General features: G+C 51.9%; 17 protein-coding genes. 5 read left to right on the top strand and 12 right to left on the bottom strand.

Annotated features, from left to right (window positions below):
* Positions 1 to 178: 178 nt before the first annotated feature.
* Positions 179 to 2,071 carry a 1-deoxy-D-xylulose-5-phosphate synthase gene (gene dxs / locus BM477_RS03405; protein WP_075361420.1) on the bottom strand — a complete coding sequence of 631 codons (1,893 nt, stop codon included), beginning with the start codon at positions 2,069 to 2,071 and terminating at the stop codon, positions 179 to 181.
* Positions 2,072 to 2,243: 172 nt separating this feature from the next.
* Here dxs and BM477_RS03400 point away from each other — a divergent pair, with 172 nt between their 5' ends.
* Positions 2,244 to 4,187: an alpha/beta hydrolase family protein gene (locus BM477_RS03400; protein WP_075361280.1), complete on the top strand. Its 1,944-nt coding sequence runs from the start codon at positions 2,244 to 2,246 to the stop codon at positions 4,185 to 4,187.
* Position 4,188: 1 nt separating this feature from the next.
* Here BM477_RS03400 and BM477_RS03395 read toward each other — a convergent pair whose 3' ends face one another.
* Positions 4,189 to 5,517 carry a class I SAM-dependent RNA methyltransferase gene (locus tag BM477_RS03395; protein ID WP_075361279.1) on the bottom strand — a complete coding sequence of 443 codons (1,329 nt, stop codon included), beginning with the start codon at positions 5,515 to 5,517 and terminating at the stop codon, positions 4,189 to 4,191.
* Positions 5,514 to 7,541 carry an APC family permease gene (locus BM477_RS03390; RefSeq protein WP_084543698.1) on the bottom strand — a complete coding sequence of 676 codons (2,028 nt, stop codon included), beginning with the start codon at positions 7,539 to 7,541 and terminating at the stop codon, positions 5,514 to 5,516. The genes BM477_RS03395 and BM477_RS03390 overlap by 4 nt, the downstream gene beginning before the upstream one ends.
* A gap of 161 nt (positions 7,542 to 7,702) precedes the next feature.
* On the opposite strand from BM477_RS03390, the gene BM477_RS03385 reads away from it, so the two are divergent.
* Together BM477_RS03385 and BM477_RS03380 are read left to right on the top strand one after the other, a co-directional pair.
* On the top strand, positions 7,703 to 8,374 hold the full coding sequence (locus BM477_RS03385) for a potassium channel family protein (protein WP_075361277.1): 672 nt from the start codon (positions 7,703 to 7,705) through the stop codon (positions 8,372 to 8,374).
* Positions 8,371 to 9,075, top strand: coding sequence for a potassium channel family protein (locus BM477_RS03380; RefSeq protein WP_075361276.1), 705 nt, complete (start codon positions 8,371 to 8,373; stop codon positions 9,073 to 9,075). Before BM477_RS03385 ends, BM477_RS03380 begins: the two co-directional genes overlap by 4 nt.
* Here the strand turns inward: BM477_RS03380 and BM477_RS03375 are convergent.
* Genes BM477_RS03375 through BM477_RS03360 form a run of 4 tightly spaced genes read right to left on the bottom strand, consistent with a single transcriptional unit; the run spans position 9,062 to position 11,194 of the window.
* Complete coding sequence (locus tag BM477_RS03375; RefSeq protein ID WP_075361275.1) at positions 9,062 to 9,724, bottom strand: DUF3159 domain-containing protein; 663 nt, start codon at positions 9,722 to 9,724, stop codon at positions 9,062 to 9,064. The genes BM477_RS03380 and BM477_RS03375 overlap by 14 nt on opposite strands.
* Before the next feature lie 7 nt (positions 9,725 to 9,731).
* Positions 9,732 to 10,127: an OB-fold nucleic acid binding domain-containing protein gene (locus BM477_RS03370; RefSeq protein ID WP_075361274.1), complete on the bottom strand. Its 396-nt coding sequence runs from the start codon at positions 10,125 to 10,127 to the stop codon at positions 9,732 to 9,734.
* A 5-nt stretch (positions 10,128 to 10,132) separates the two neighbouring features.
* Positions 10,133 to 10,831 carry a DUF3710 domain-containing protein gene (locus BM477_RS03365; protein ID WP_075361273.1) on the bottom strand — a complete coding sequence of 233 codons (699 nt, stop codon included), beginning with the start codon at positions 10,829 to 10,831 and terminating at the stop codon, positions 10,133 to 10,135.
* Between the two features lie 57 nt (positions 10,832 to 10,888).
* A complete protein-coding gene (locus BM477_RS03360) occupies positions 10,889 to 11,194 on the bottom strand; it encodes a DUF4193 domain-containing protein (protein WP_075361272.1) in 306 nt (101 codons plus the stop codon).
* Positions 11,195 to 11,376: 182 nt separating this feature from the next.
* On the opposite strand from BM477_RS03360, the gene sepH reads away from it, so the two are divergent.
* Positions 11,377 to 12,393: a septation protein SepH gene (gene sepH / locus BM477_RS03355; protein WP_075361271.1), complete on the top strand. Its 1,017-nt coding sequence runs from the start codon at positions 11,377 to 11,379 to the stop codon at positions 12,391 to 12,393.
* Between the two features lie 26 nt (positions 12,394 to 12,419).
* Here sepH and BM477_RS03350 read toward each other — a convergent pair whose 3' ends face one another.
* Together BM477_RS03350 and BM477_RS03345 are read right to left on the bottom strand one after the other, a co-directional pair.
* Entirely contained in the window at positions 12,420 to 13,517 is a 1,098-nt protein-coding gene (locus BM477_RS03350) for an alkaline phosphatase family protein (protein WP_075361270.1), read from the bottom strand.
* Positions 13,518 to 14,081, bottom strand: a complete 564-nt coding sequence (locus tag BM477_RS03345) for a DUF5998 family protein (protein WP_075361269.1) — start codon at positions 14,079 to 14,081, stop codon at positions 13,518 to 13,520.
* Positions 14,082 to 14,156: 75 nt separating this feature from the next.
* On the opposite strand from BM477_RS03345, the gene BM477_RS03340 reads away from it, so the two are divergent.
* Positions 14,157 to 16,577, top strand: coding sequence for a DNA gyrase/topoisomerase IV subunit A (locus BM477_RS03340; RefSeq protein WP_075361268.1), 2,421 nt, complete (start codon positions 14,157 to 14,159; stop codon positions 16,575 to 16,577).
* 13 nt (positions 16,578 to 16,590) lie between these two features.
* On the opposite strand, the gene BM477_RS03335 is transcribed toward BM477_RS03340, so the two are convergent.
* The 3 genes from BM477_RS03335 to BM477_RS03325 form a co-directional block, all read right to left on the bottom strand.
* On the bottom strand, positions 16,591 to 17,583 hold the full coding sequence (locus BM477_RS03335; protein WP_075361267.1) for a GNAT family N-acetyltransferase: 993 nt from the start codon (positions 17,581 to 17,583) through the stop codon (positions 16,591 to 16,593).
* Positions 17,583 to 18,608 (bottom strand): GNAT family N-acetyltransferase, encoded by a 1,026-nt coding sequence (locus BM477_RS03330; protein ID WP_075361266.1) that lies wholly within the window; start codon positions 18,606 to 18,608, stop codon positions 17,583 to 17,585. The genes BM477_RS03335 and BM477_RS03330 overlap by 1 nt, the downstream gene beginning before the upstream one ends.
* Positions 18,609 to 18,679: 71 nt before the next feature.
* Complete coding sequence (locus BM477_RS03325) at positions 18,680 to 20,788, bottom strand: DNA gyrase/topoisomerase IV subunit B (RefSeq protein WP_075361265.1); 2,109 nt, start codon at positions 20,786 to 20,788, stop codon at positions 18,680 to 18,682.
* Positions 20,789 to 20,870: the final 82 nt, after the last annotated feature.

Raw genomic sequence — 20,870 nt, 5'->3', positions numbered from 1 at the left:
GGGACTTTTGGGTCCTAATGCAAGACTACGCCGTAGGACTTTTGGCCACATCCACGCCACACGTTAGTACGGTCACACCAGTCAAAAAGTGAGAAAAATACGTTAAGCAACTCACATAAAAAATCGCTAGTTGGGACTTTTATCCCAGAAAAGACCGTTGCTCAGAAACTGGAGCACTCTACAGTGACATAGCAGTTTCCGCAATAGATACAGCGCTCAAGCCAGAACCTTCAAGGAGACTATTTCGAGACTGGTGCGCGAGGAACTCACGAGGCAAACCCAAACTACGCCAAGCCGGGACTCGGCCCTGAGCTGCCACACTCGCCAGCAGCTCTTCACCAAAGCCAGATTTCACAATCCCATCTTCAACAGTCACGACTGCCCCGGCAGACCGACAAAGCTCAACCAAGTCTGAGGAAACAGGATAGAGCCAGATTGGATCAACGACGATTACCTTGCGTTTTCTCCTGCCGAGCAGACGACCTGCCTCAACGGCGGTCCCGCAGAGTGCACCGGTTGCCACAATCACCACCGGCGAATGGTCCAGGTCAGATGATTCATCTGACCTGTAGAGGATGTCGAATCCAAATCTTGACTCTAGTGCAGGAATTGGTTCCGGCAAAGAACCCTTGGCGTAACGAACCACCGTAGGATGGTCATCAACTTGGAGAGCTCTCGATAGTGCAGCCCTGAGCGTAGGCTCATCACGAGGCGCCGCCAGTTCCATACTGGGGATTATGCGAGTCAACGCCAGATCCCACATCCCGTTGTGGCTAGCTCCGTCATCGCCAGTTGCTCCGGCCCTATCCAGAACGAAAGTCACGCCCGCTTGGTGAAGTGAAACATCCATTAGCATCTGGTCGAAGGCACGGTTCAAGAAGGTTGCGTATACCGCAAAGACTGGATGCATCCCAGCTTGGGCAAGCCCCGCACACATAGTGACTGCATGTTGCTCAGCGATTCCTACATCGATAACCCGATCGGGGAATTCTTTGAAGAACGGACCCAAGCCCACAGGAGCCATCATCGCTGCAGTCACGCCAATAATCTCTGGGTGTTTACGGGCCTCAACCATAATCTGATCCGCGAACACTGAGGTCCAGCCAAACCGTGACGGAGCCACTGGCAGACCGGTTTCCGGATGAATCACGCCGACAGCATGGAATCGGTCAACATGATCTTGCTCTGCCGGCGTGTAGCCCCTTCCCTTCTCGGTCCGCACATGAACGATCACAGGCTGTTGCAGCGCCTTGGCTTGCGTCAAGGCCTCCGTCACATCTTCGATATTATGGCCATCAAAAGGACCTATATATTTCAGGCCCAAATCCTCAAAGAGCGCCTGCGGAGCAATCACATCCTTTAACGCCCGTTTCAAAGTGCGCAAAGTATCATAGGTGACTTCACCCGGCTTGCCACTGGCAAGCAAAGCAGCCTTTACTTGAGACAGCGTCTTTTCATACATCGGATTAGTTCGCAAACCATTGAGGTGATGATGCAGGCCCCCAATAGTCGGAGCGTAGGACCTGCCATTATCATTAACTACAATGATCAGGCGACGGACCCTATCCTCGGCAATGTTATTGAGCGCTTCCCATGCCATACCGCCCGTCATAGCCCCGTCACCAATCAAGGCCACTGTGTAGCTCTCATCGCCTGACATGTGTTTTCCGAGGGCGATTCCATGAGCCCAAGACAGTGCCGTCGAGGCATGCGAATTCTCAATTACGTCGTGATCGGACTCTTGCCGATTAGGGTATCCGGACAGGCCCCCAGCCTGGCGTAAAGTAGAAAAGTCATGACGACCAGTAAGTAGTTTATGCACGTAAGCCTGATGGCCAGTATCGAATAAAATAGTGTCCGTTGGAGAGTTAAACACCTTGTGTAAAGCTATTGTCAACTCCACCACTCCAAGATTTGGCCCTAGGTGTCCGCCAGTTCGGGAAACCGTAGCAACTAGGTATTCCCTAATATCTGCAGCTAGTTGCTTTAGCTCTGATGGGGTGAGCCGCCGTAGAGCTGAGGGTGCGGTAACACTAGCCAAAAGGTCAGAGGGGACTGGACAAGATTCCATCTCAAGATCCACTCCGCCGCTCCTTAGCACTCATTGATAAAGCCAATCTGGCACCTAAACACATTATTCTATGCGACTCGTCTCTGATACGCGACATACAAACTTAGCAAACACTAATCGTTCGTCAATGGAGTAACCTTGAGTTACGACAACTGCGAACCGGAGGTACGAAATGAAACCCTTGACGAAAGCCCCTTATGGCACCTGGGAAACTCCTTTAATGCCGGTAACTTTGACTTCTCGTCGGGTAAGAATCTCTGGACTCAGAATTGATGGCGTCGATACCTATTGGATTGAGCATCGCCTAAATGAGGGCGGCCGCCACGTTCTGTTGCGTCGCCAATCAAATGGTGTCATTGGTGAGATTCTCCCGATGACACCTGATTATCAGCTCATGGATGTGCAGATTAATGTGAACGGCTATAACGGCCGCGCTTATGCGGTCCAAGACTCACTTATCGTTGCGAACCAGATTAGTGACGGCCGGGTTTACAAGTACGATTTGAAAGACTCTATGCGTACCATGGTGCCCCTGACGCCGCGGGCCCGCGCGCACTACGGCGATTTTGACCTAGATTTGAACCGTGGCATTTTGTATGCGGTGGAAGAACTACATGAAGACAATGTGACTAATCGACTGGTGGCAATCCCTCTCGATGGTTCTGCTGCCCGTGACGCAAGCGCTATCAAGGTCCTCAGTGATTCTTCTGACTTCGTGGCCACTCCAGCACTCAGCCCGGATGGGAAAGCTCTGGCGTGGACCAGCTGGGAGCACCCGCATATGCCTTGGACCCAGTCCGCTCTTCACGTGGGTAAGTTGACGGATTCAGGTGAGCTCGACTCTTTCGTCACTTTGGTTGACGAGGAAGATGTCTGTGTTTATGAGCCGCGCTGGGGTATGTCTGGCGATTTGCTACACATTGATGACTCAAACGGCTGGGCTAACTTCTATCGCACTGAGGGATTCAATTTTAACCAAGGTGCTGAGTGGGCAGCGAAACTGAAGACCCGGCTGGTTCACCCAGCGCAGCGCGCATTCTCAAGCCCTCAATGGGAGTTGGGTAAGCACAGCTACGACAACTTCTCCCTGGATGAGATTATCTGCTCGTGGTCGTACAACGGACATAAGCGCATGGGCGTGATGAACATTAAGAACGGCCAGCTGGAAGAAACCAATTTCCCTTGGCATCCCTGCGGCAATGTGGTTTGTGAGAACGGTCGTCTGGTCTTCCTTGGGGAAAGCGCCACCGACCTCCCTAGCATCGTTGAAATCCGGCAGGGGGAAGCGATTGTGCTCCGTAATACTGCGGATCTGGAGCTAGACACCGAGAACATTTCTTTGGCCCAGCCAATCTCTTGGCGGAGTTCTGATGGAGTAATGGTACACGGCTTCTTCTATGCACCCCGTAACCATTCATACATGACACCACAAGATGAGCAGCCACCCCTAGTGGTCAATGTCCATCATGGCCCGACCTATGCTGCTAAAACTGGACTTTCTTGGGAGGTCCAGTTCTGGACTACCCGCGGTTTCGCTTATCTCGATGTTGATTACCGTGGTTCAACGGGTTACGGCAAAGTCTACCGTGAAGCACTTAACGGCAACTGGGGCCTAATGGATTCTCAAGATGTGATCGAGGGGGTTCAGTATGTGACTCGACAAGGATGGGTTGACCCTGAACGTATCGTGCTGCGGGGATTCTCTTCCGGTGCAATGACTGCGATGAATGCCATGCGCCAATCTGACAAATTTAAGGCTATTTCGGCAGTTTCTGGTTTCTGGGATATTAAGGGATTGGAGCAGCGAACTAACAAATTTGAGTCGTTTTTGGTTCAGCGTCTCCTGGACGGTAAAGAAAATGCCTACGAGCAGGTCTCCCCGATTAATCATGTTGAAGAAATCTCAGGTGAGGTGTTGATTTTCCAAGCGGAAGACGAAGCTATTTCCTCTGCCGCTGAGACTAAGTTGTTCGTGAGTAAATTGCAGGAAGCTGAAATTCCGGTCGAGCTACACCTGATTGCGGGCGAAACTCATAATATGCAGAACAAAGCCAGTATTGAGCAGATCTTTGAGCGTGAGCTGGCGTTCTTTACTAGGGTCCTAAACCTGGGCTAGGTTATTTCGCACTCGAGTCAATAGCAGTGAAGCGCGCAACTATCTCCAGATGATATGTACCGGGGAATATGTCGAGTACTTGGAGATGAACTGCTTGGTAACCGTTTTGGCGCAGTAGTGCCGCGTCGCGGGCGAATGATGCCGGATCGCAGGAAATAAGTACCACGTCAGCTACCGCACATTTGCGCATGACTTCCGCAATCCCGCGGCCGAGACCGCTACGTGGAGGATCAGCCACCACTAGGGATTCACCAGGTAGATCCATGTCTACTAGCTGTTTTTCGACCTCGTTAGCAGTGACCGAGAGGCTTAGGTGTTTAACCTTGGCGTCGGTGACGTTTTCTCGCGCATGAAGAACCGCTTGAGAGCTACCCTCAATCGCAATTAGGCTCTCAAGTTGAGATTCGGCAAGCAAAACATCTGTCAAGAGTCCCGCCCCTGAATACAGTTCGAGTGCCCCCCAATAGGTGATTTCCTGAGTGGCTTGTTTTAATGCCTCTCTCAGCATGTGGGGAGCTTCCAAATGGGCTTGCCAGAAACCATTGGGATCGGCGGCGAAGAGCTTCCCATCTACTCGGTAGTGCACCTCATTTAGCAAAAGGCGTTTTCCCTCGCTAGAGTGCCAATTCTTGCCGATTCGCACGAAAACGCCCTCGGCGCAATCGATCACCCGGATTCTCTGCCCTGGGCGCCACAGTTCTCGCCACGTAGAGTCTTCAGACCAAAAATCTAGGGCTTGCATATCGTTGGTGACGAGGGGGAATGAATGCACTCTGCGCAATTCATTGCTCTCGGAGACGAACATGGCTGGGTACCCATCTTCGTCTATTACAAACTCGCAGCGAGTACGCCAAGCCTGCGTTTGCCTCGCCTGAGTGACTATTGCAGGATCACCGCTTTCGCCCAGCAAAGACGCAAACTCTTGGGCTAGTCCGGTTCCTCCAATACGACGGAGGTTATCACGAACCACTTCCGCTTTCCACAGTCTCTGTCCAGCTGCACTCACATGGCAGAGTTCCCCACCTCCAACTCCTCCAGGACCCGCATCGGGCCAGATTGTAGGCACTCTCTGTGAAGAGGGGACAGTAATTTCGATTGCTTCTGCAAAAACTACCTTGCCTTTGGCAGCATATGGCTTAGCTACTACAGTCTCGCCAGGGATGGCGTGTTTAACGAAATAAGCTTTACCGTCATGGAAACCTACGCAAGCACCCCCATGGGCAGGTCTTTCAACCCGGAGGCTTACTGGCTGCGGATCGAAGCTGGTGCCAACTCTGGACTGTTGAGCACTTAGCTTGCGCTTTCTGCCGGCACGTTTACGCGAACTCATGAGCCCCTCTTCTCCCCTAAAGATTTATCTCCATCAACCGGGTCTTCGCTAACTACGCGCACCAAAGAAGTTGCCTTATGCTCATTGCCCAATTGCCAAGGCACGGCGGCGACTACGACACCGGGGGTAAACAATAATGTGGTCTTAAGCCTTAGTACAGTGTGGTTATGTAGTAGCCCCTGCCACCAATGTTGCACTAGGTACTCAGGCAAATAAACCACGACTAATTCACCAGGATTACGACGTCTCCATCCGCGAATATGTTTCATAATGGGAACAGTTACATCACGATAGGGAGCATCCACGAAAGTCAATGGGACAGGAAGTCCGCTCTTTTCCCATTGCGCCTTCAGTGTCTCTACATGCTCTTCATCGAACACAACAGAGAGAATCTCCGCACTGGTGGGGTTCGTGGCACGAGCGTATGAAATCGCACGCATTGAAGGTCGGTCCAGTTTCGATACCAAGATTACCGCGTGAACACGTGTCGGCAGAACTCTCGCGGCGGATAAATTGGGAACATCAAGTTCGGCACGGACCGAAGTATAGTGATTTGAAATCGCCAGCATCAACGTGAAGAAAGCTGCCATCAGTAGCACTGCCAGCCAGGCGCCATGAGTGAACTTCGCGATAAACACAACTGCTACCACAACAGTGGTAAGAATGCCGCCAATCATGTTAATTCTGCGTGAATGACGGTATCTCCGGCGCAAATCGGCGTCGATTTCAGTCTTCAGGGCGTTATCCCAATGCCTAATCATGCCCAGCTGTGACAGCGTAAAAGAGAGGAAAACCCCGATGATATAAAGCTGAATCAGACCGGTGACAGAGGCCTGCATAAGTACAATCAGTACCACCGTGGGAACAGTTAGCAGCAAAATGCCGTTTGAGTATGAAAACTTGTCGCCGCGGGTATAGAACTGTCTCGGGAGGAATCCGTCTTTAGCTAGGACAGAGATTAGCGCCGGAAAACCTTTCACTGCTGAGTTAGCTGCAGTAACCAAAATAAGCGCAGTTACCAGTCCGACAATACCGATGATTATGTTATTTGCATCAAAAATGACACGGGTAAGCTGAATAATGACCGGCCCGACCACAGTACCTTCGGGTACTGGGGCGCCATGCAGCTGCATCTGAGTGGAGGGATCTTCAACATAGCGAATCTTGGTGGCACTGGCTAGATGCACCACCGAAAACAGCAATAGCCCAGAAACCACACCTAGTACAGCCAGAGTCGCCGCCGCATTTTGCGCCTTGGGTTTACGGAAAGAGGGGACATTATTCGCGATCGTCTCCACACCCGTTAAAGCAACACAACCAGAAGAGAAAGCGCGAAGAATTAAGAACGCGCCTGCCAGTCCGGTCAATCCACCTTGAAAATGGTCTGTCGCAATGATGTCATAGGTAGCGCTTGGAGCGATTCCGAGGGTTCCCCAGGCTTCTTTCACCAAACCTGCAACCGCAAGCGAGCCAATCACCAACATGAACAAGTAGGTAGGAAGCGCTGCGCCTCTGCCAGTTTGCCGCATCCCTCGCATATGCAGCAAGGTGAGCAAGACGACGACGGATACCGCAACCAGCACCTTGTGGTTAGCAAAGAGAGGGAAAACAATCCCCAGGTATCGCGATGCGGCAGCAACCGATACTGCCACAGTCAGCATATAGTCCACAATCAGAGCCGAAGCGACCACCAGCGCAGGTTTACGCCCTAGATTCTTACTAACAACCTCATAATCTCCGCCGCCTGAAGGGTATGCGTAAACGGTTTGTCGATACGAAATAATCACTACCGTGAGCACAGCTACAACCACTAGGCCAACCCAAGGTGCGTAAACCGTCGCTCCGAATCCAGCTAGGGAAAGAATCAGCAAAATTTCATCGGGCGCATAGGCTACTGATGACAGTGCACCAGAAGCGAAGGCCGGTAATGCAATCCGTTTAGGAAGCAAGGACCTATCACGAGCGACCGTCTGTAACGGGCGCCCGAAAATAAAGCGTTTGAAACGAGCCAAGGTGTTCTGCACAATTACCAACTTTAGACTGTAGAGCTAACTTAGGAAACTCCTCAGGTAATTTTATCCTGAATCCGAGCTGTCAATCACAATTCAACACACTAGCCAGTTCTCCTGCGCAAGTTTTCTCTGAGCGGTTGTTATCAGTGTTTTAGGTAATGTAGTCTCTTTATGTGCACTTTGTAATTATGGGTTCTGGACGCGTCGGCGCGTCATTGGCAGAACAACTAGATAAAATGGGCCATTCTGTGGCGGTTATCGACATCGATTCTGATGCTTTCCGGCGCCTCCCCTCAGACTTCACAGGAAGAAGAGTGACCGGTGTAGGGTTTGATCGAGAATCCCTGCGGCAAGCCGGAATTGAGGACGCTTATGCTTTCGCAGCAGTGTCCAACGGAGACAACTCAAATATTATTGCTGCCCGAGTAGTTCGTGAATCATTTGGCATTGAGCGTGTGGCTGCACGCATTTATGATCCTGAGCGTGCCCGCGTGTATCAGCGTCTTGGAATTCCTACGGTAGGAACCGTGCAATACACCACTTCACAAATGCTCCACTATATGATTCCAGACCATTTGGAAGTAGTTCATGCTGATTCCGCATCTTCGGTCTCCCTAGTCCAAGCAGTGGTTTCTGAAGTCTGGACAGGCCGCCTAGTGGAACAGTTCGAAGACAACTATTCCAGTCGGGTAGCTTATATTCTCCGGCAAGGAGAAGCTTTACTGCCAGACCGCGACACCTTATTCCATGAAGGCGATACCGCCTTCTTTGCGGTAGAAGAACAGAACCGGATTGCTGCCTTACGTGCGCTCCAATTCGCACCTGAGAAAGAAGTTGAGTCGTGAAAATAGTGATTGCAGGTGCCGGCTCTGTGGGACGCTCCATTGCCCGCGAGCTCCTCTCTCATGAGCATGAAGTTACCCTAATTGATAAGAAACCTTCCAAGCTCAAAGTGGCCTCAGTAGCAGAGGCAGACTGGATCTTGGCAGATGCATGTTCCCCTGATGCTTTAAAGGAAGCAGGCGTAGCCAATTGCGACGTGATGGTCGCAGCGACAGGTGACGATAAGTCGAACCTTGTGATTTCCTTGCTAGCGAAGACCGAGTTTGGGGTGCCTCGTTGTGTGGCCCGAGTCAATAACTATGTCAATGAGTGGATGTTTGATGCAACATGGGGGGTCGACGTTCCGGTTTCCACTCCTCGTCTCATGACAGGGCTGGTTGAAGAGGCGGTATCAGTTGGCACACCGGTACGTATCTTTACTTTCCATGAAGCTAGAGTAGATTTGCACGCTGCAGTGATCCCATCAACATCGAAGCTGGTTGATCGCAGAATTGGGGATGTCCAGCTTCCTCCAACCGTAGTGCTTTCCGCTTTGCTACGAGACGGCAAACCCATCAGTCCTGACCCCGACGGGGTGATCGTCGCGCAGGACGAACTTCTCTTCCTCGTCCCTCGGAAAGCAGATCTGCTCGCACAGGTCGCGGAGCTTGTACGTGGAGAGGAACCTCAGGCAGAAGAACCTGAAACGATCACTGAGCAGTAGCCCGCATTTTCACCTCGGTCAGTGCGCTTGAAACCATCATCCACATCAACCATGCGACCAAGGCGAATAGAGGAAGTCCCATCAGTAAACGGGCAGTTCCCAGCCAGACTACTGACCCTGCCCACCACAGTGGCGCTTGCACTAGCAATCTAGCCGCACACAGTGCTACCCATAGCCAAGTGGATCTAACACAGGCGCGATTGAGCTTATGATACTCAGGACGAGTACGCCAGCCACGAGGAAGGTTTTCCGTACCTGCCAGGATTAAGCCGATCGGGTCTTGACGAACTATCAAGAGCAACAAAAATATCACAGCAAGCACCAGATTGGTTACCAAGCCAAGCGCGAAGAAGTCACTACCTCTCCCGCTCTTCCACGCCCAAAGAGCAGATATCGCGACACCGGCGAAACCCGCGGTCACTTGGGTGAGAGCTGTTCGGTCAATCAGACGAACTACAGCCAACACTGCTCCGATTCCCAAAGCAACCACAAGGGACCACAGCAATGACGAAGAGATTAAGAATACGACCAAAAAGCCCAGCCCCGGCGCTGTAGCTTCCGCAAATCCACGCGGACCACCAAGAGCAGCCTGAAATGAGAATTCTTCTTCAGTTAACTGCTTACCTAACTGTTTTGGCGCTGCCGACATATCTATCTCAATCCTCGATAAGCAGTCGCGGGACCAACAGGTCATACCGCGGATTAATCAGAGTGAGTGCCCCCTCGGCCTTAGAGAGCATTCCCTCAACACGTACCTGTGCACCCGGAACGATTCCCGGAGGGTGCTTCTTACCCAGCCACAGCAAAACAACTGAACCAGTTCCGTCGGCCATAACTGCAGTCATACCAACGGATTGTTCTGCCGGATGAAAGGTGACAGATTGAATCACTCCCGCCAGAATCACTCGCTCCCTCGAAACAGCATCAGCTATGGCGGTTGTCTCAGGGGGACTCGCTACGGTCTCACCATTTTCGGAGGGTTGCGGACTTCGCTTCAGATTTCTGATGCGAATCAGCATGCGTGCCACCGCAGCTCGAAGGCTAGTAAACATCTCAGTTACACCTGTTGAAACTCAGCAGGATTTTGCGGCAAAAGAATGCTGTAGGGTGCGGCCGGGTTACTCCCCCGCACGATAATCAATGAGTCAATAAAGTCGTCAATGAGTTTTGCCGCCGCGGAGTCTAAATCAACAGCTGCTCCGTGAATCACCAGTTGAGCCACCCAGCGGTGACCGCCCACCAGTAAAATCCTGACGACGCCGACCCCTGCCCTGCCGTCTGGAGCGGTGACCGGCGTGCTGACGTGGAGCTCGGTCCCGTAACGAGTCTCAACCTGGGTCACGGTAGAGTCGCTTCCTTCATAAGCTTGGGTAATATCCTCATAGCGCTTCAAACGGCCGTCCTCCCCTTTCGGGCAGGCAAACACTGTTACCTGCAAGGCGGCATTCGCGATGATAAAAGTCAAAGGAGAATAGGGCTCCTGATTTTGCGGCATATTCATCTGCATGCCAGACACAGGATGGAAGCGCACAATCCCAAGATCTGCATACCCATCAGTAGGTAATTCAGATAGAGACTCCGCATCAAGCGGTCCCGCATCGGATGACCTGGGAGATAAAACAATCGAGTCATCGTCGGCCGTAATCTGGCTATCCTCAGGGTCTTTCCCCGTTGCCAAGTCAACACTATCTAGCTGTGAGGAAGATAAATCAGCGGATTCGCGATTTCCCCTCCTCTTTCGGGAGAAAATACCCATACCAGTCACCTCGTTTGCTTCTGCACCCAGATTACACCACTGAGAGGGAAGGACAGTCTAAAGAGATTCAGCACACTCAGAGCAAACCGGCAGACCGTCATTCACCGCAGCTAGTTGGGAGCGGTGATGGACGAGGAAGCACTCCGAACAGGTGAACTCATCGTCTTGCGCGGGAATAACTTCAACTGCCAGTTCTTCGGCAGATAAGTCCGCTCCGGGCAATTCGAATCCTTCTGCTGCTTCAGCTTCATCCTCATCGACGGCGTTTGAACCTACATCGGTTCGCCTTGATTTTAGTTCTTCGATAGAGTCCTCAGAACCTTCATCTTCGTTCTTCCTTGGAGCATCATAGTCGGTGGCCATAAGTCTTCCTCTCCCTCGTTAGACTTAAGTTCATTCAATGTCCTACGCATAATAGCCACGCGAGCGAGGTTTTGCAATGGCAAAACCTCGCTCCTTTCCTACCAGCAGAAATACAACACTCCGGACAAACAAACTCATTTGGAGGCTAATTCGTGGCACGCTAAGGGTGAAATGGAGGAATTATGCGGGAACTAGAGCTGTTGGGCTTACATAGCGACGGTCAGCACATCGTCTTCACTGATGAAGAGGGGGCGCGTTATAGTGTCGCGATAGACGAACAGTTGCGCGCATTAGTTCGCTCAGACCGTAAACTTGTGGGTGCGTTAGCCCACGCCTCTGAGAGCCTAAGTCCCCGCGAAATCCAGCGTTTGATTCGCGCCGGCGCTACCCCGGGAGAAATTGCCGCAGCCTACCACGTCGACAAGGGTACGGTTTCACGCTTTGAGCATGCGGTACTTTCCGAGCGCGCTTTTATTGCCTCCCGCGCCAAGAATGCGCATCTGCATGGCGATCCGCAAGCTCCCACTTTAGGAGACCTAGTAATCGACCGCCTTGCCACCCGTGGGGTATCACCAGACTCCATTGAGTGGGATGCAACTAGAAATGAAGACGACCCATGGGTCGTACAGATTAGCTTCGCACTTTCAGCCAAAGAGCTCCATGCCTCTTGGAGATTTGACGTCAAAACTTCCAATCTTGTGGCACTAGATGAAGAGGCTCACTGGCTTACCGAGACCACCGCATCTGCTCCGGTTCAACCTTCCCCAGTGGTCACCCCCCTTCCCCGGAGAGAACTCTCCCAAACACCCACCACGCCGGCAAAACCCACTGCAACGGGCCCATCAGAAAGAACCCTAACACTGTTGGACAGTCTCGCTGCACGGAGAGGCAGGCGGGTTGACATCGACTATGAGAACGAGGCAGAGCTCATCTCCGCTGACGAATCAGAACTCGGCGATTTGATTGATCTCTCCGATGCCTTCTCAGAACCAGATGCACATCCAAATAGCGAAGACGAAACCGCTCAGCCAGCTACACCAATTTCACCTATCGACGACACAGAAGAACTCACATCCGATTCCGGCTTATTGCCGGGGATGCCTCCAGTCAGAGACAAAGCGGGAATAAAACGGACTAAGAAATCTCGCAAGTCCGTGCCAGGCTGGGACGAGATTATTTTCGGTACCAAGAGCGACTAGCCGCACCCGAATCACCCTCGGCTTCTTCAGCGAACCAAGATAGGTACCTGCATCTCCGTTTCAGTGAGGGAACCGTGTACTCCCGGCATCTCAATCATTGCTGATGATTGACAGCGCGAATCTACGATCGTCACCTGGTCTTTCGCATAGGCGACAAAGCTGCCCTGCAGTGAGCTTGCACCGCCTTGGAGATTTGCTAGTTCAGCAAAACTGGGAATCCAAGCTTTTCCATCTAGATATTCGGCCCAAATGTCGCGCACTGAAGCAGCGGCACCCGGCAACGTATGCACATGAACAGCCCTCGGCTCTCCCGCCAGGGTAATAACATTCTCTGCTAACTGCGGGTGATCCAATAAATCAATTCGTTGCTCTACAGGCGCATTCACCATGCCGTGGTCAGCCACAATGATAATCCGATGGTTCTCACCCGCTTGTCTAATCAGGACACCTATCTGCGCGTCGGTTTCTTCCAAGGCTGCAATCCAATGGTCTGAACCCACCCCGTACAAATGTCCAGCATGATCAACCTCGGACCAGTATCCATACGTTAATCCCGGGACGGAAAGCAGACGAGATAGCTTACCTACCCGTTCCTCCGGACTCTCCGCGCCAATTAGTTCAGCACCACGCAAGGCCGCGTGAGTCAAACCAGAGTTATGATATGCGTCCGGCAACACGGCCCGAGTAGGCACTCCATCCGCTGATAGCAACTCCGCTAGGGTAGGCATTGGTTGCCATCCCTCCACCAGTTCTGGGGCCTGTTTGAAGGTGATTAGGTCAAAATACCGACCTTCCATGAAAGCGCTGTAACCAACCATATTGGTTGCGCCCGGCAAATAGCCAGTTAGGGTTGTGGTGATTGCGGCAGCCGTCGTAGAAGGTGCACAGGTGTAACCAGGTTCAGTATCCTTTGCAATTCCCCATAAGTTTCGGGCATGCCCGCGATATTGCTCTAAAAGCCGGAAACCCAGACCATCAATCATAATCAGCATGATTGACTCGCTGTGCAAAGATCCGAGTTTTGTCTGTATCTTGCCCGCGAAGGCTTGCTGGATTGAGGGAGCAACCCAACTCAGATGAGGTGATGATGCATCCGGTACGCAGGCGCCGACAAGTGAAGTCACCTAGTATGCCACCTTTTCAGAGATTGAAGCTAGCGAACCTGAAACTGCTTCAATGAACAGCTCGTATTTCGATACTGCCTCATCGCCTTCTACTTCAGTACTGACCCGTAAGTTGAAATCATCTGGCATGGTACTACCGGTGTAGCCATGGTCGGCCGCGCAGTTGACATCACCACAGGTAGCAGGCTCCAGATCTACCCTCCGCACGGTCTGCCAGTTCAATGACATAATGGCCTCTTTGACTTTGAGCTCCCCAGTATTATCATTCGTATAGACGTATGAAACGGCGTGCGTTTTAACATCCGCTAATCGGACGGCGTCAAAAACAGCGGTTGTTTGCGTCGCGTCATCATCCACATGTACCCGCAGTAACCTCTTATCTGTCAATAGGGCAACCGTCACATGCCTGAGCAACTTAGCGCCATCTAAGGTGGTCTCGGTCTGCACGTACCATGCCTTTGCCTGCTCCACACCGAGAGCCTGAGAGGTAACTCTAAGAACTACCTGCGGGTGGACGCCAGAGTATTCAATGTCTTTGACTAACCCGTCACTAAGATTATTCATAGCTTTAGTTTACCTTGATTGCCCTCACGGCGTGCCTAAGGGTCTTTGGGCTGATTCTTTGCGAAAATATCAAACATGGCTAAATCCTCTGCAGACTCCAAAGAACAGATTCTTGATACTGATGTTTCTGAAGAGATGGAAAAGTCTTTTCTCGAATACGCCTATTCCGTGATCTATTCGCGTGCGCTCCCGGACGCGCGGGATGGGCTAAAACCTGTGCAGCGTCGCATTATCTATCAAATGGGTCAGATGGGTTTAACCCCCAATAAAGGGCATGTGAAAAGCCAGCGCGTAGTAGGCGATGTCATGGGTAAACTGCACCCGCACGGAGATTCCGCTATCTACGACGCGCTGGTTCGTCTAGCTCAAGATTTCTCCTTACGGGTGCCCATGATTGATGGACACGGAAACTTTGGTTCGCTAGATGATGGACCGGCAGCCGCTAGGTACACCGAAGCTAGGATGGCCGCCCCCGCCATCGACATGATTAAAGACCTAGATGAGGATGTAGTTGACTTCGTTCCCAATTATGACAATCAGTTCATGCAGCCCTCGGTTCTGCCAGCTGGTTTCCCTAACCTGTTGGTCAACGGCGCTTCTGGCATTGCTGTCGGCATGGCAACCAATATCCCTCCTCATAACTTGGGAGAAGTCTGTGCTGCTGCGGGATATCTCCTCGATCATCCTGATGCCACCACAGACGAATTGATGCGTTATGTGCCCGGCCCCGATCTGCCTACCGGTGGCACCATCGTAGGGCTAGATGGCATCAAGGAAGCTTATGAAACGGGCCGCGGCTCATTCCGTACACGTGCCAAGACCACAATTGAACGTGTCTCCGCACGCAAGTGGGGAATCATCGTTACTGAGCTGCCCTATTTGGTAGGTCCCGAGCGGGTTATCGACAAGCTTAAGGATGCGGTAAACTCGGGCAAAGTCAAAGGTATCTCAGCGGTTACGAACTTAACCGACCGTCACCATGGTTTGCGTCTCGTCATTGAGGTTAAGAATGGTTTCAACCCCGAAGCCGTACTCGAATCCCTCTATAAACAAACCCCGCTCGAGGATTCCTTTGCAATTAACGCGGTCTCTTTGGTCGACGGCCAGCCCCAGACCTTGGGTCTGAAAGAGATACTAAGGGTGTACACCCGTCACCGTCTGGAAGTCGTCAAGCGACGTACCGCCTACCGTCTGGGGAAGCGCCAGGAGCGTTTACACCTAGTAGAAGGTCTGCTCGCCGCAGTCTTAGATATCGATGATGTGATTGCGATAATCCGTTCTAGTGACGACGTCACAACAGCGCGCAAACGCTTAATTTTCTCTTTCGATCTTTCCGAGGTGCAAGCTGACCATATTCTCTCCTTGCAGCTTCGCCGACTTACCAAGTTGGCACGCATTGAGCTGGAGACTGAACGCGATAATCTCCGTAAAGAAATTGCGGAACTGGAAGCCCTTCTGGCAAGTGACGAGCTGAGGCGGCACCTAGTCCGAGATGAATTGCAAGATACCGCCCAGCGCCTTAGTACTCCGCGGCGCACGGTTCTCACCTCTCAAATGCCCATGCCAACAAAGGGAGCTCCCCTAGAGGTCCCAGACGGCCCGTGCCAGCTTGTACTGGCCGCAGATGGTTCGCTTTCACGTTTTGATACCGAGGAAGATCTTCCCACTGATGGGGACAGGGTAGCCAATGATGCCCGTAGGAACGTGCTTTCCACTAGCACAAGAAGTACTGTAGGCCTGCTAGATGAACAGGGCATCGTGCATAAGTTGGATGTGCTGACGGTACCACAGTTGCCACTAGCCGCCTCTGCACCATCTTTTGCAGGCGGAGCGGCTGCTCATTTACTGATTCATACTTTGGATAGTGAGGTCTCCCCTGTCGCCCTTTTGGATCTGTCCGAAGATGCCGCCCCACTGGCTCTCGGCACCAAACATGGCATCGTGAAACGGATTCGAGGGGAGCACCCCAGCTCAAAAGAAAGCTGGTCTGTCATCAGCATGGACGAGGGAGATTTGGTCATCGGTGCGGCCCATGCGACAGATGACGCCGAACTCATTTTTATTAGCTCAGACGCCCAGCTATTACGTTTCAAGGCTTCTAATGTCCGCCCACAGGGCTTATCGGCCTCCGGCATGGGTGGTATTTCGCTCCGAGATGATGCGACACTGGTCGCTTTCGCCGTCATACCTGCCGAAGATGCAGAAACCGCTTATGTCACCACAGTAACTACTGAGGATGGTGGACTCCTAGGCGGTTTAGTCAGTGTGGCTAAGGTGTCACCCCTAGGAGTGTTCCCGGCAAAGGGACGCAACACTCAAGGCGTCCGTTCCCATCGTTTCTTAGTTGGACAGAAGCAATTAGTGGGTGCTTGGGTAACCGCTCATAGCCCACGCGCGGTTGACCAAGGCGGTCAGCCGGTTTCATTACCTCCCGCCACGGAGAAGCGTGATGGATCAGGGGTAAGCGTGGACGCGATGATCCAAGCGGTGGGCTGAGTCCTCTAGATCCTCAGAGAGTACGGGTAAATTCCTGTTGGGTACTTACTTCAACAAAGCCTAGGTTACCGAACAGGCGAGCTGCAGACGCTTCATGTCTGGATGATACTCCAGTAGCTATCTTGTTCATGCCGGCTTGCTCACTAGCTCGCATACTGGCGACCACCAGTTCACGTCCGACTGGTAAATTCCGCCATTCTACTCCCACTTCCAGCAAGTCAATGTAGCCTTCTTTCCAGCCGAGCACCTCCCAATCTTGGGGGTACTTTGCGGCCATCAAGAAACCAGCGATCTGGGTTCGATCGGTCGACTTATCAACTGCGATAAACGAAAGCTCCGGAGCAAAGCGATTACGGTTCGACATCCACTGTTCCATACTACGCCCCTTTGAGTGCACGGCATCTGGCGCAAACTCTAAGGCAGCACGTCTCACCATATCCTCTAGAGCGGGATTCCAAGCGGTAATCTCAATCATGGGTCCAGGGTTTTCCGCAGTAGGGAGAACATCAAGATCAGCCCGCATTTCGTGGAAGGTGGAAGTTGATGTGTATCCGGCTTTTAGTAACAAATCGCTGTAAGCACTGTCATGGTATTCATTGCGGCACACAATCTGCACTTCAGAGTCAGTGCCGATGGAGCGAGTCAAAAAACGCGCCGCAGATTCTTGCCAAATAATCATCTGCGTACCGATTGAGTACCCCCGATAGCGCGGAATGATTCCCCCGTTGCATCGGATTTGCAGGGGTGAGGAGATTCGTAGGCGCGCATGAACAAAGGCGCAACAACGCCCTATTTCATCGGTGGCAATGATGCCAATCCAATGTTTTGTTTGCTCAAAAAGCTGCTCGACCTCATCGCGAGTCGTGCGATAGGGCGGATTGTCCTTAGCTTCAATCTGCTCGATTATAGAGAATACGTCATCAATATCTGTAGCTCGCATCCATTTCCAGGTCAGACCTGAAACTGGATACGGCAAGAATAGCGACTTGGAAAACTCACTATCCATCACAATTCCACAGAGTAGTACGTAAAGTTTTTGACAGTTTCAAACCCAATAGAGGCATAAATTTGGCCGGCATTGGAGGGACTATCCACATCCACGTCCAGACCGAAGCGTTGCATTCCTTGAGCCTTTGCCTTCTTGATCGCTTCACTGAGCATCGCCCTAGCGATTCCGTTGCCTCGGTGATTGCGTGAGACACCTACTAGCTCGATATAGAGTTCCTTCACGCCGGTTAGCATCCAGCGGGTGGCGGGTCGGGAAATAACTGCGTATCCGGCGATGTCTCCAGCAGAATCAACCACAAGAGTAGAGGTCCTCACATCCAAATCGGTTAAAGCACTCTCCCACCAACTAAGATTCTCGCTGCTGTCCCCCCAGTGATCTTGAAAAGCATCCATATGCAAGTCTCGGACTTTTTCGATTGAATCATCAGCAGGCCAAGGCACGAAATGATAGCCCTCCGGCAGGTAATAGTTAACAACGGGCTGATTCAAATCAACATACATCACGTCGAAGGTACGAACCGGAGTGTACCCGGCAGCTACAAATAGCGAACGTGCGGACTCATTATTGCCCGGAACAATAGCCGAGATGCTCACTTCCAATGTGCAGTCATCCCCATATGCTTCACGAATCAAATCGCGTACGGTGTGATCTTGCCAGCTAAGCAGGACACGGCCGATTCCCCGCCCCCGCCATTGTGGCGCCACAGTCGCTTCTAGGGATGCATTAATTCTAGACCTGGCATTGCGAGGTACGCGCACAGCGGCAACTGCCTGCATCCGATGGGCTGCATCCATCCCAACCAACGACCGAATAATCGTATTTCCAGAGCCGCCCTCAATCATGTCAGCCAACTCGGTATCAGTAGTTTGAGATTGCCCCCCGTCGAAACGCTGAGAGTTGCGCACTAGCTCCACCAGCTGGGGAGCATGATCTGCGCGAAGTGGCTCCCATCGTAGCCCCAGATGGCCTGGGGGCAACGGTACGGGACTTGGACATGCCAATCGTTCAGAAAGTGTTCGCATGGGACTATCCTACCTATTTTTGCCAAATTATGACGGATGGCGAGAGTCAAAATCATCTGCCTCGCGGCGTGTCAAGCATCAATATCCTGCAAATCAAGTTTTTTCGCACCATTGACAATAAACTCCTTACGGGGAGCTACCACCGAGCCCATCAAGAGTTCAAAGGTGGCCTCCGCCTGCTCCAGTGAAGGTTCATCAGCTAGGGTGATTCTGCGCAGCATGCGACCAGAAGGATCCATAGTAGTCTCCGCTAACTGATCAGCGTCCATCTCGCCTAGCCCCTTATAGCGCTGAATTGGCTCTTTATGAGCTCTCCCAGACTTTGCCAGCTTTTTCATGAGCTGTTGTAGCTCGGCCTCAGAATACGTGTAAACGTATTCCTTCTTCTTTCTGCCGGTAGCGGCAAGTTCTACACGGTGCAGCGGAGGAACCGCTGCATAAATCCGCCCAGCTTCAACCATCGGACGCATGTACCGGAAAAACAAAGTCAACAAAAGAGTGCGAATATGTGCACCATCAACATCTGCGTCGGTCATTAAGATCACTTTGCCATAGCGGGCCTGTTCAAGATCAAAGGTCCGTCCAGAGCCAGCCCCGATGACCTGGATAATAGCAGAGCATTCAGCATTAGAAAGCACATCAGCTGTCGAAGCTTTCTGCACGTTCAGAATCTTCCCGCGAATCGGAAGAAGCGCTTGAAACTCTGATGAACGAGCCGATTTCGCAGTCCCCAGAGCCGAATCACCCTCGACAATAAACAACTCCGAAGCTTCCACATCGTTCGTGCGACAGTCCGCCAACTTAGCAGGTAGGGAGGAGGTCTCGAGAGCATTTTTCCGTCGAGAGATCTCCTTATGAATTCGCGCTGACTGACGCGCCTTCATTTCTCCAACAATCTTCTCCAAAAGCAAAGCAGACTGCTGCTTGTCATCGCGTTTAGAAGAGTTCAGCTGATGAGTCAACTCGTCCGTGATGACTTTTCCCACCACCTGACGAATCTGTGGCGTACCGAGAATCTCCTTCGTCTGCCCCTCAAACTGCGGCTCCGGAAACCGTACTGTCACAACCGCAGTAAGACCAGCCATGATGTCGTCTTTCTCAATCCGACTATCCTTCGCAGTGACTTTAAGCTTGCGGGAATTCTTGTCAATCTGTTTACGAAAGACCTTAACCAGGGCTTGTTCGAAACCAGCCACGTGAGTTCCGCCCTTGGGCGTAGCGATAATGTTTACGAAAGATCGCAGATTAGTCTCATACCCAACTCCCCAGCGTAGAGCGCATTCAACTTCGCAGGTACGTTCCACATCGACTGGTTGCAAACGTCCTTTCCCGTCTAGTTGCTGAACTGTCTCAATATAAGACCCTTGCCCCGTGAAACGCCAAGTAGCGGTCACTGCACCATCTTTCGCAAGGAAATCAACATAGTCAACTACACCGCCCTCGTAATGGAGCTTCTCTTTGACCGGCTCAGCGCCACGCAGGTCAACCACATTGATTGTTAATCCAGGAACCAAGAACGCAGACTGACGGGCACGTTCCAGCAAAGTGTCCCAAGAAAAATCAACTGACTTAGGGAAGATTTGGAAATCAGCCCAAAAACGCACGCGGGTTCCGGAAACCCCTTTTCTGGTCTTACCAACTACCGCAAGCTCGCTAGAGTCTGTAAAGGGCGTAAACGGGGAGCTAGGTTCATGTTGTTTTGAGTCATCAAAACGACCGGGTTCTCCCCTGCGGAAGGACATGGCATAGGTCTTCCCGCCGCGGTCGACTTCGACATCTAAACGAGCAGAAAGAGCGTTTACTACGGACGCGCCGACACCGTGCAGACCACCAGAAGAAGAATACGATCCGCCACCGAACTTACCACCAGCGTGTAACTTGGTGAATACCACCTCTACACCTGAAAGACCTACGGACTTCACGGTGTCAATCGGAATACCACGGCCGTTATCTGCCACCGAGACGGAGCGGTCGGGGTGTAAAGTGACGGTTATCTCGGAGCAGTAGCCTTCAAGCGCTTCATCAATCGCATTATCGATGATTTCCCAGACGCAGTGCATGAGGCCTCTGTGGTCGGTCGATCCAATGTACATGCCTGGGCGTTTACGGACAGCTTCTAGTCCTTCTAATACGGACAGATGTCTTGCTGTGTATTCTTCATTCTTAACTACCACTCTAATAGGCTACCGGGGGAATTCTCTCGATTCCAGTTGCAACGCTGAAATAACATCAGGCGATATGCTAGTAGCCTTAAAGATTTGT

Origin of the sequence: Boudabousia marimammalium, assembly GCF_001936115.1 — a bacterium.
Lineage (GTDB): Bacteria > Actinomycetota > Actinomycetes > Actinomycetales > Actinomycetaceae > Boudabousia > Boudabousia marimammalium.
The sequence above is the reverse complement of the archived record's forward strand: the minus strand, read 5'-3'. Positions and strand labels throughout refer to the sequence as shown.

Bases quoted from the DNA above. Each gene is read 5' to 3' on its own strand.
- dxs (WP_075361420.1), bottom strand. From the start codon at position 2,071: ATGGAATCTTGTCCAGTCCCCTCTGACCTTTTGGCTAGTGTTACCGCA.
- BM477_RS03400 (WP_075361280.1), top strand. From the start codon at position 2,244: ATGAAACCCTTGACGAAAGCCCCTTATGGCACCTGGGAAACTCCTTTA.
- BM477_RS03395 (WP_075361279.1), bottom strand. From the start codon at position 5,517: ATGAGTTCGCGTAAACGTGCCGGCAGAAAGCGCAAGCTAAGTGCTCAA.
- BM477_RS03375 (WP_075361275.1), bottom strand. From the start codon at position 9,724: ATGTCGGCAGCGCCAAAACAGTTAGGTAAGCAGTTAACTGAAGAAGAA.
- BM477_RS03370 (WP_075361274.1), bottom strand. From the start codon at position 10,127: ATGTTTACTAGCCTTCGAGCTGCGGTGGCACGCATGCTGATTCGCATC.
- BM477_RS03365 (WP_075361273.1), bottom strand. From the start codon at position 10,831: ATGGGTATTTTCTCCCGAAAGAGGAGGGGAAATCGCGAATCCGCTGAT.
- BM477_RS03360 (WP_075361272.1), bottom strand. From the start codon at position 11,194: ATGGCCACCGACTATGATGCTCCAAGGAAGAACGAAGATGAAGGTTCT.
- sepH (WP_075361271.1), top strand. From the start codon at position 11,377: ATGCGGGAACTAGAGCTGTTGGGCTTACATAGCGACGGTCAGCACATC.
- BM477_RS03345 (WP_075361269.1), bottom strand. From the start codon at position 14,081: ATGAATAATCTTAGTGACGGGTTAGTCAAAGACATTGAATACTCTGGC.
- BM477_RS03340 (WP_075361268.1), top strand. From the start codon at position 14,157: ATGGCTAAATCCTCTGCAGACTCCAAAGAACAGATTCTTGATACTGAT.
- BM477_RS03335 (WP_075361267.1), bottom strand. From the start codon at position 17,583: ATGGATAGTGAGTTTTCCAAGTCGCTATTCTTGCCGTATCCAGTTTCA.
- BM477_RS03330 (WP_075361266.1), bottom strand. From the start codon at position 18,608: ATGCGAACACTTTCTGAACGATTGGCATGTCCAAGTCCCGTACCGTTG.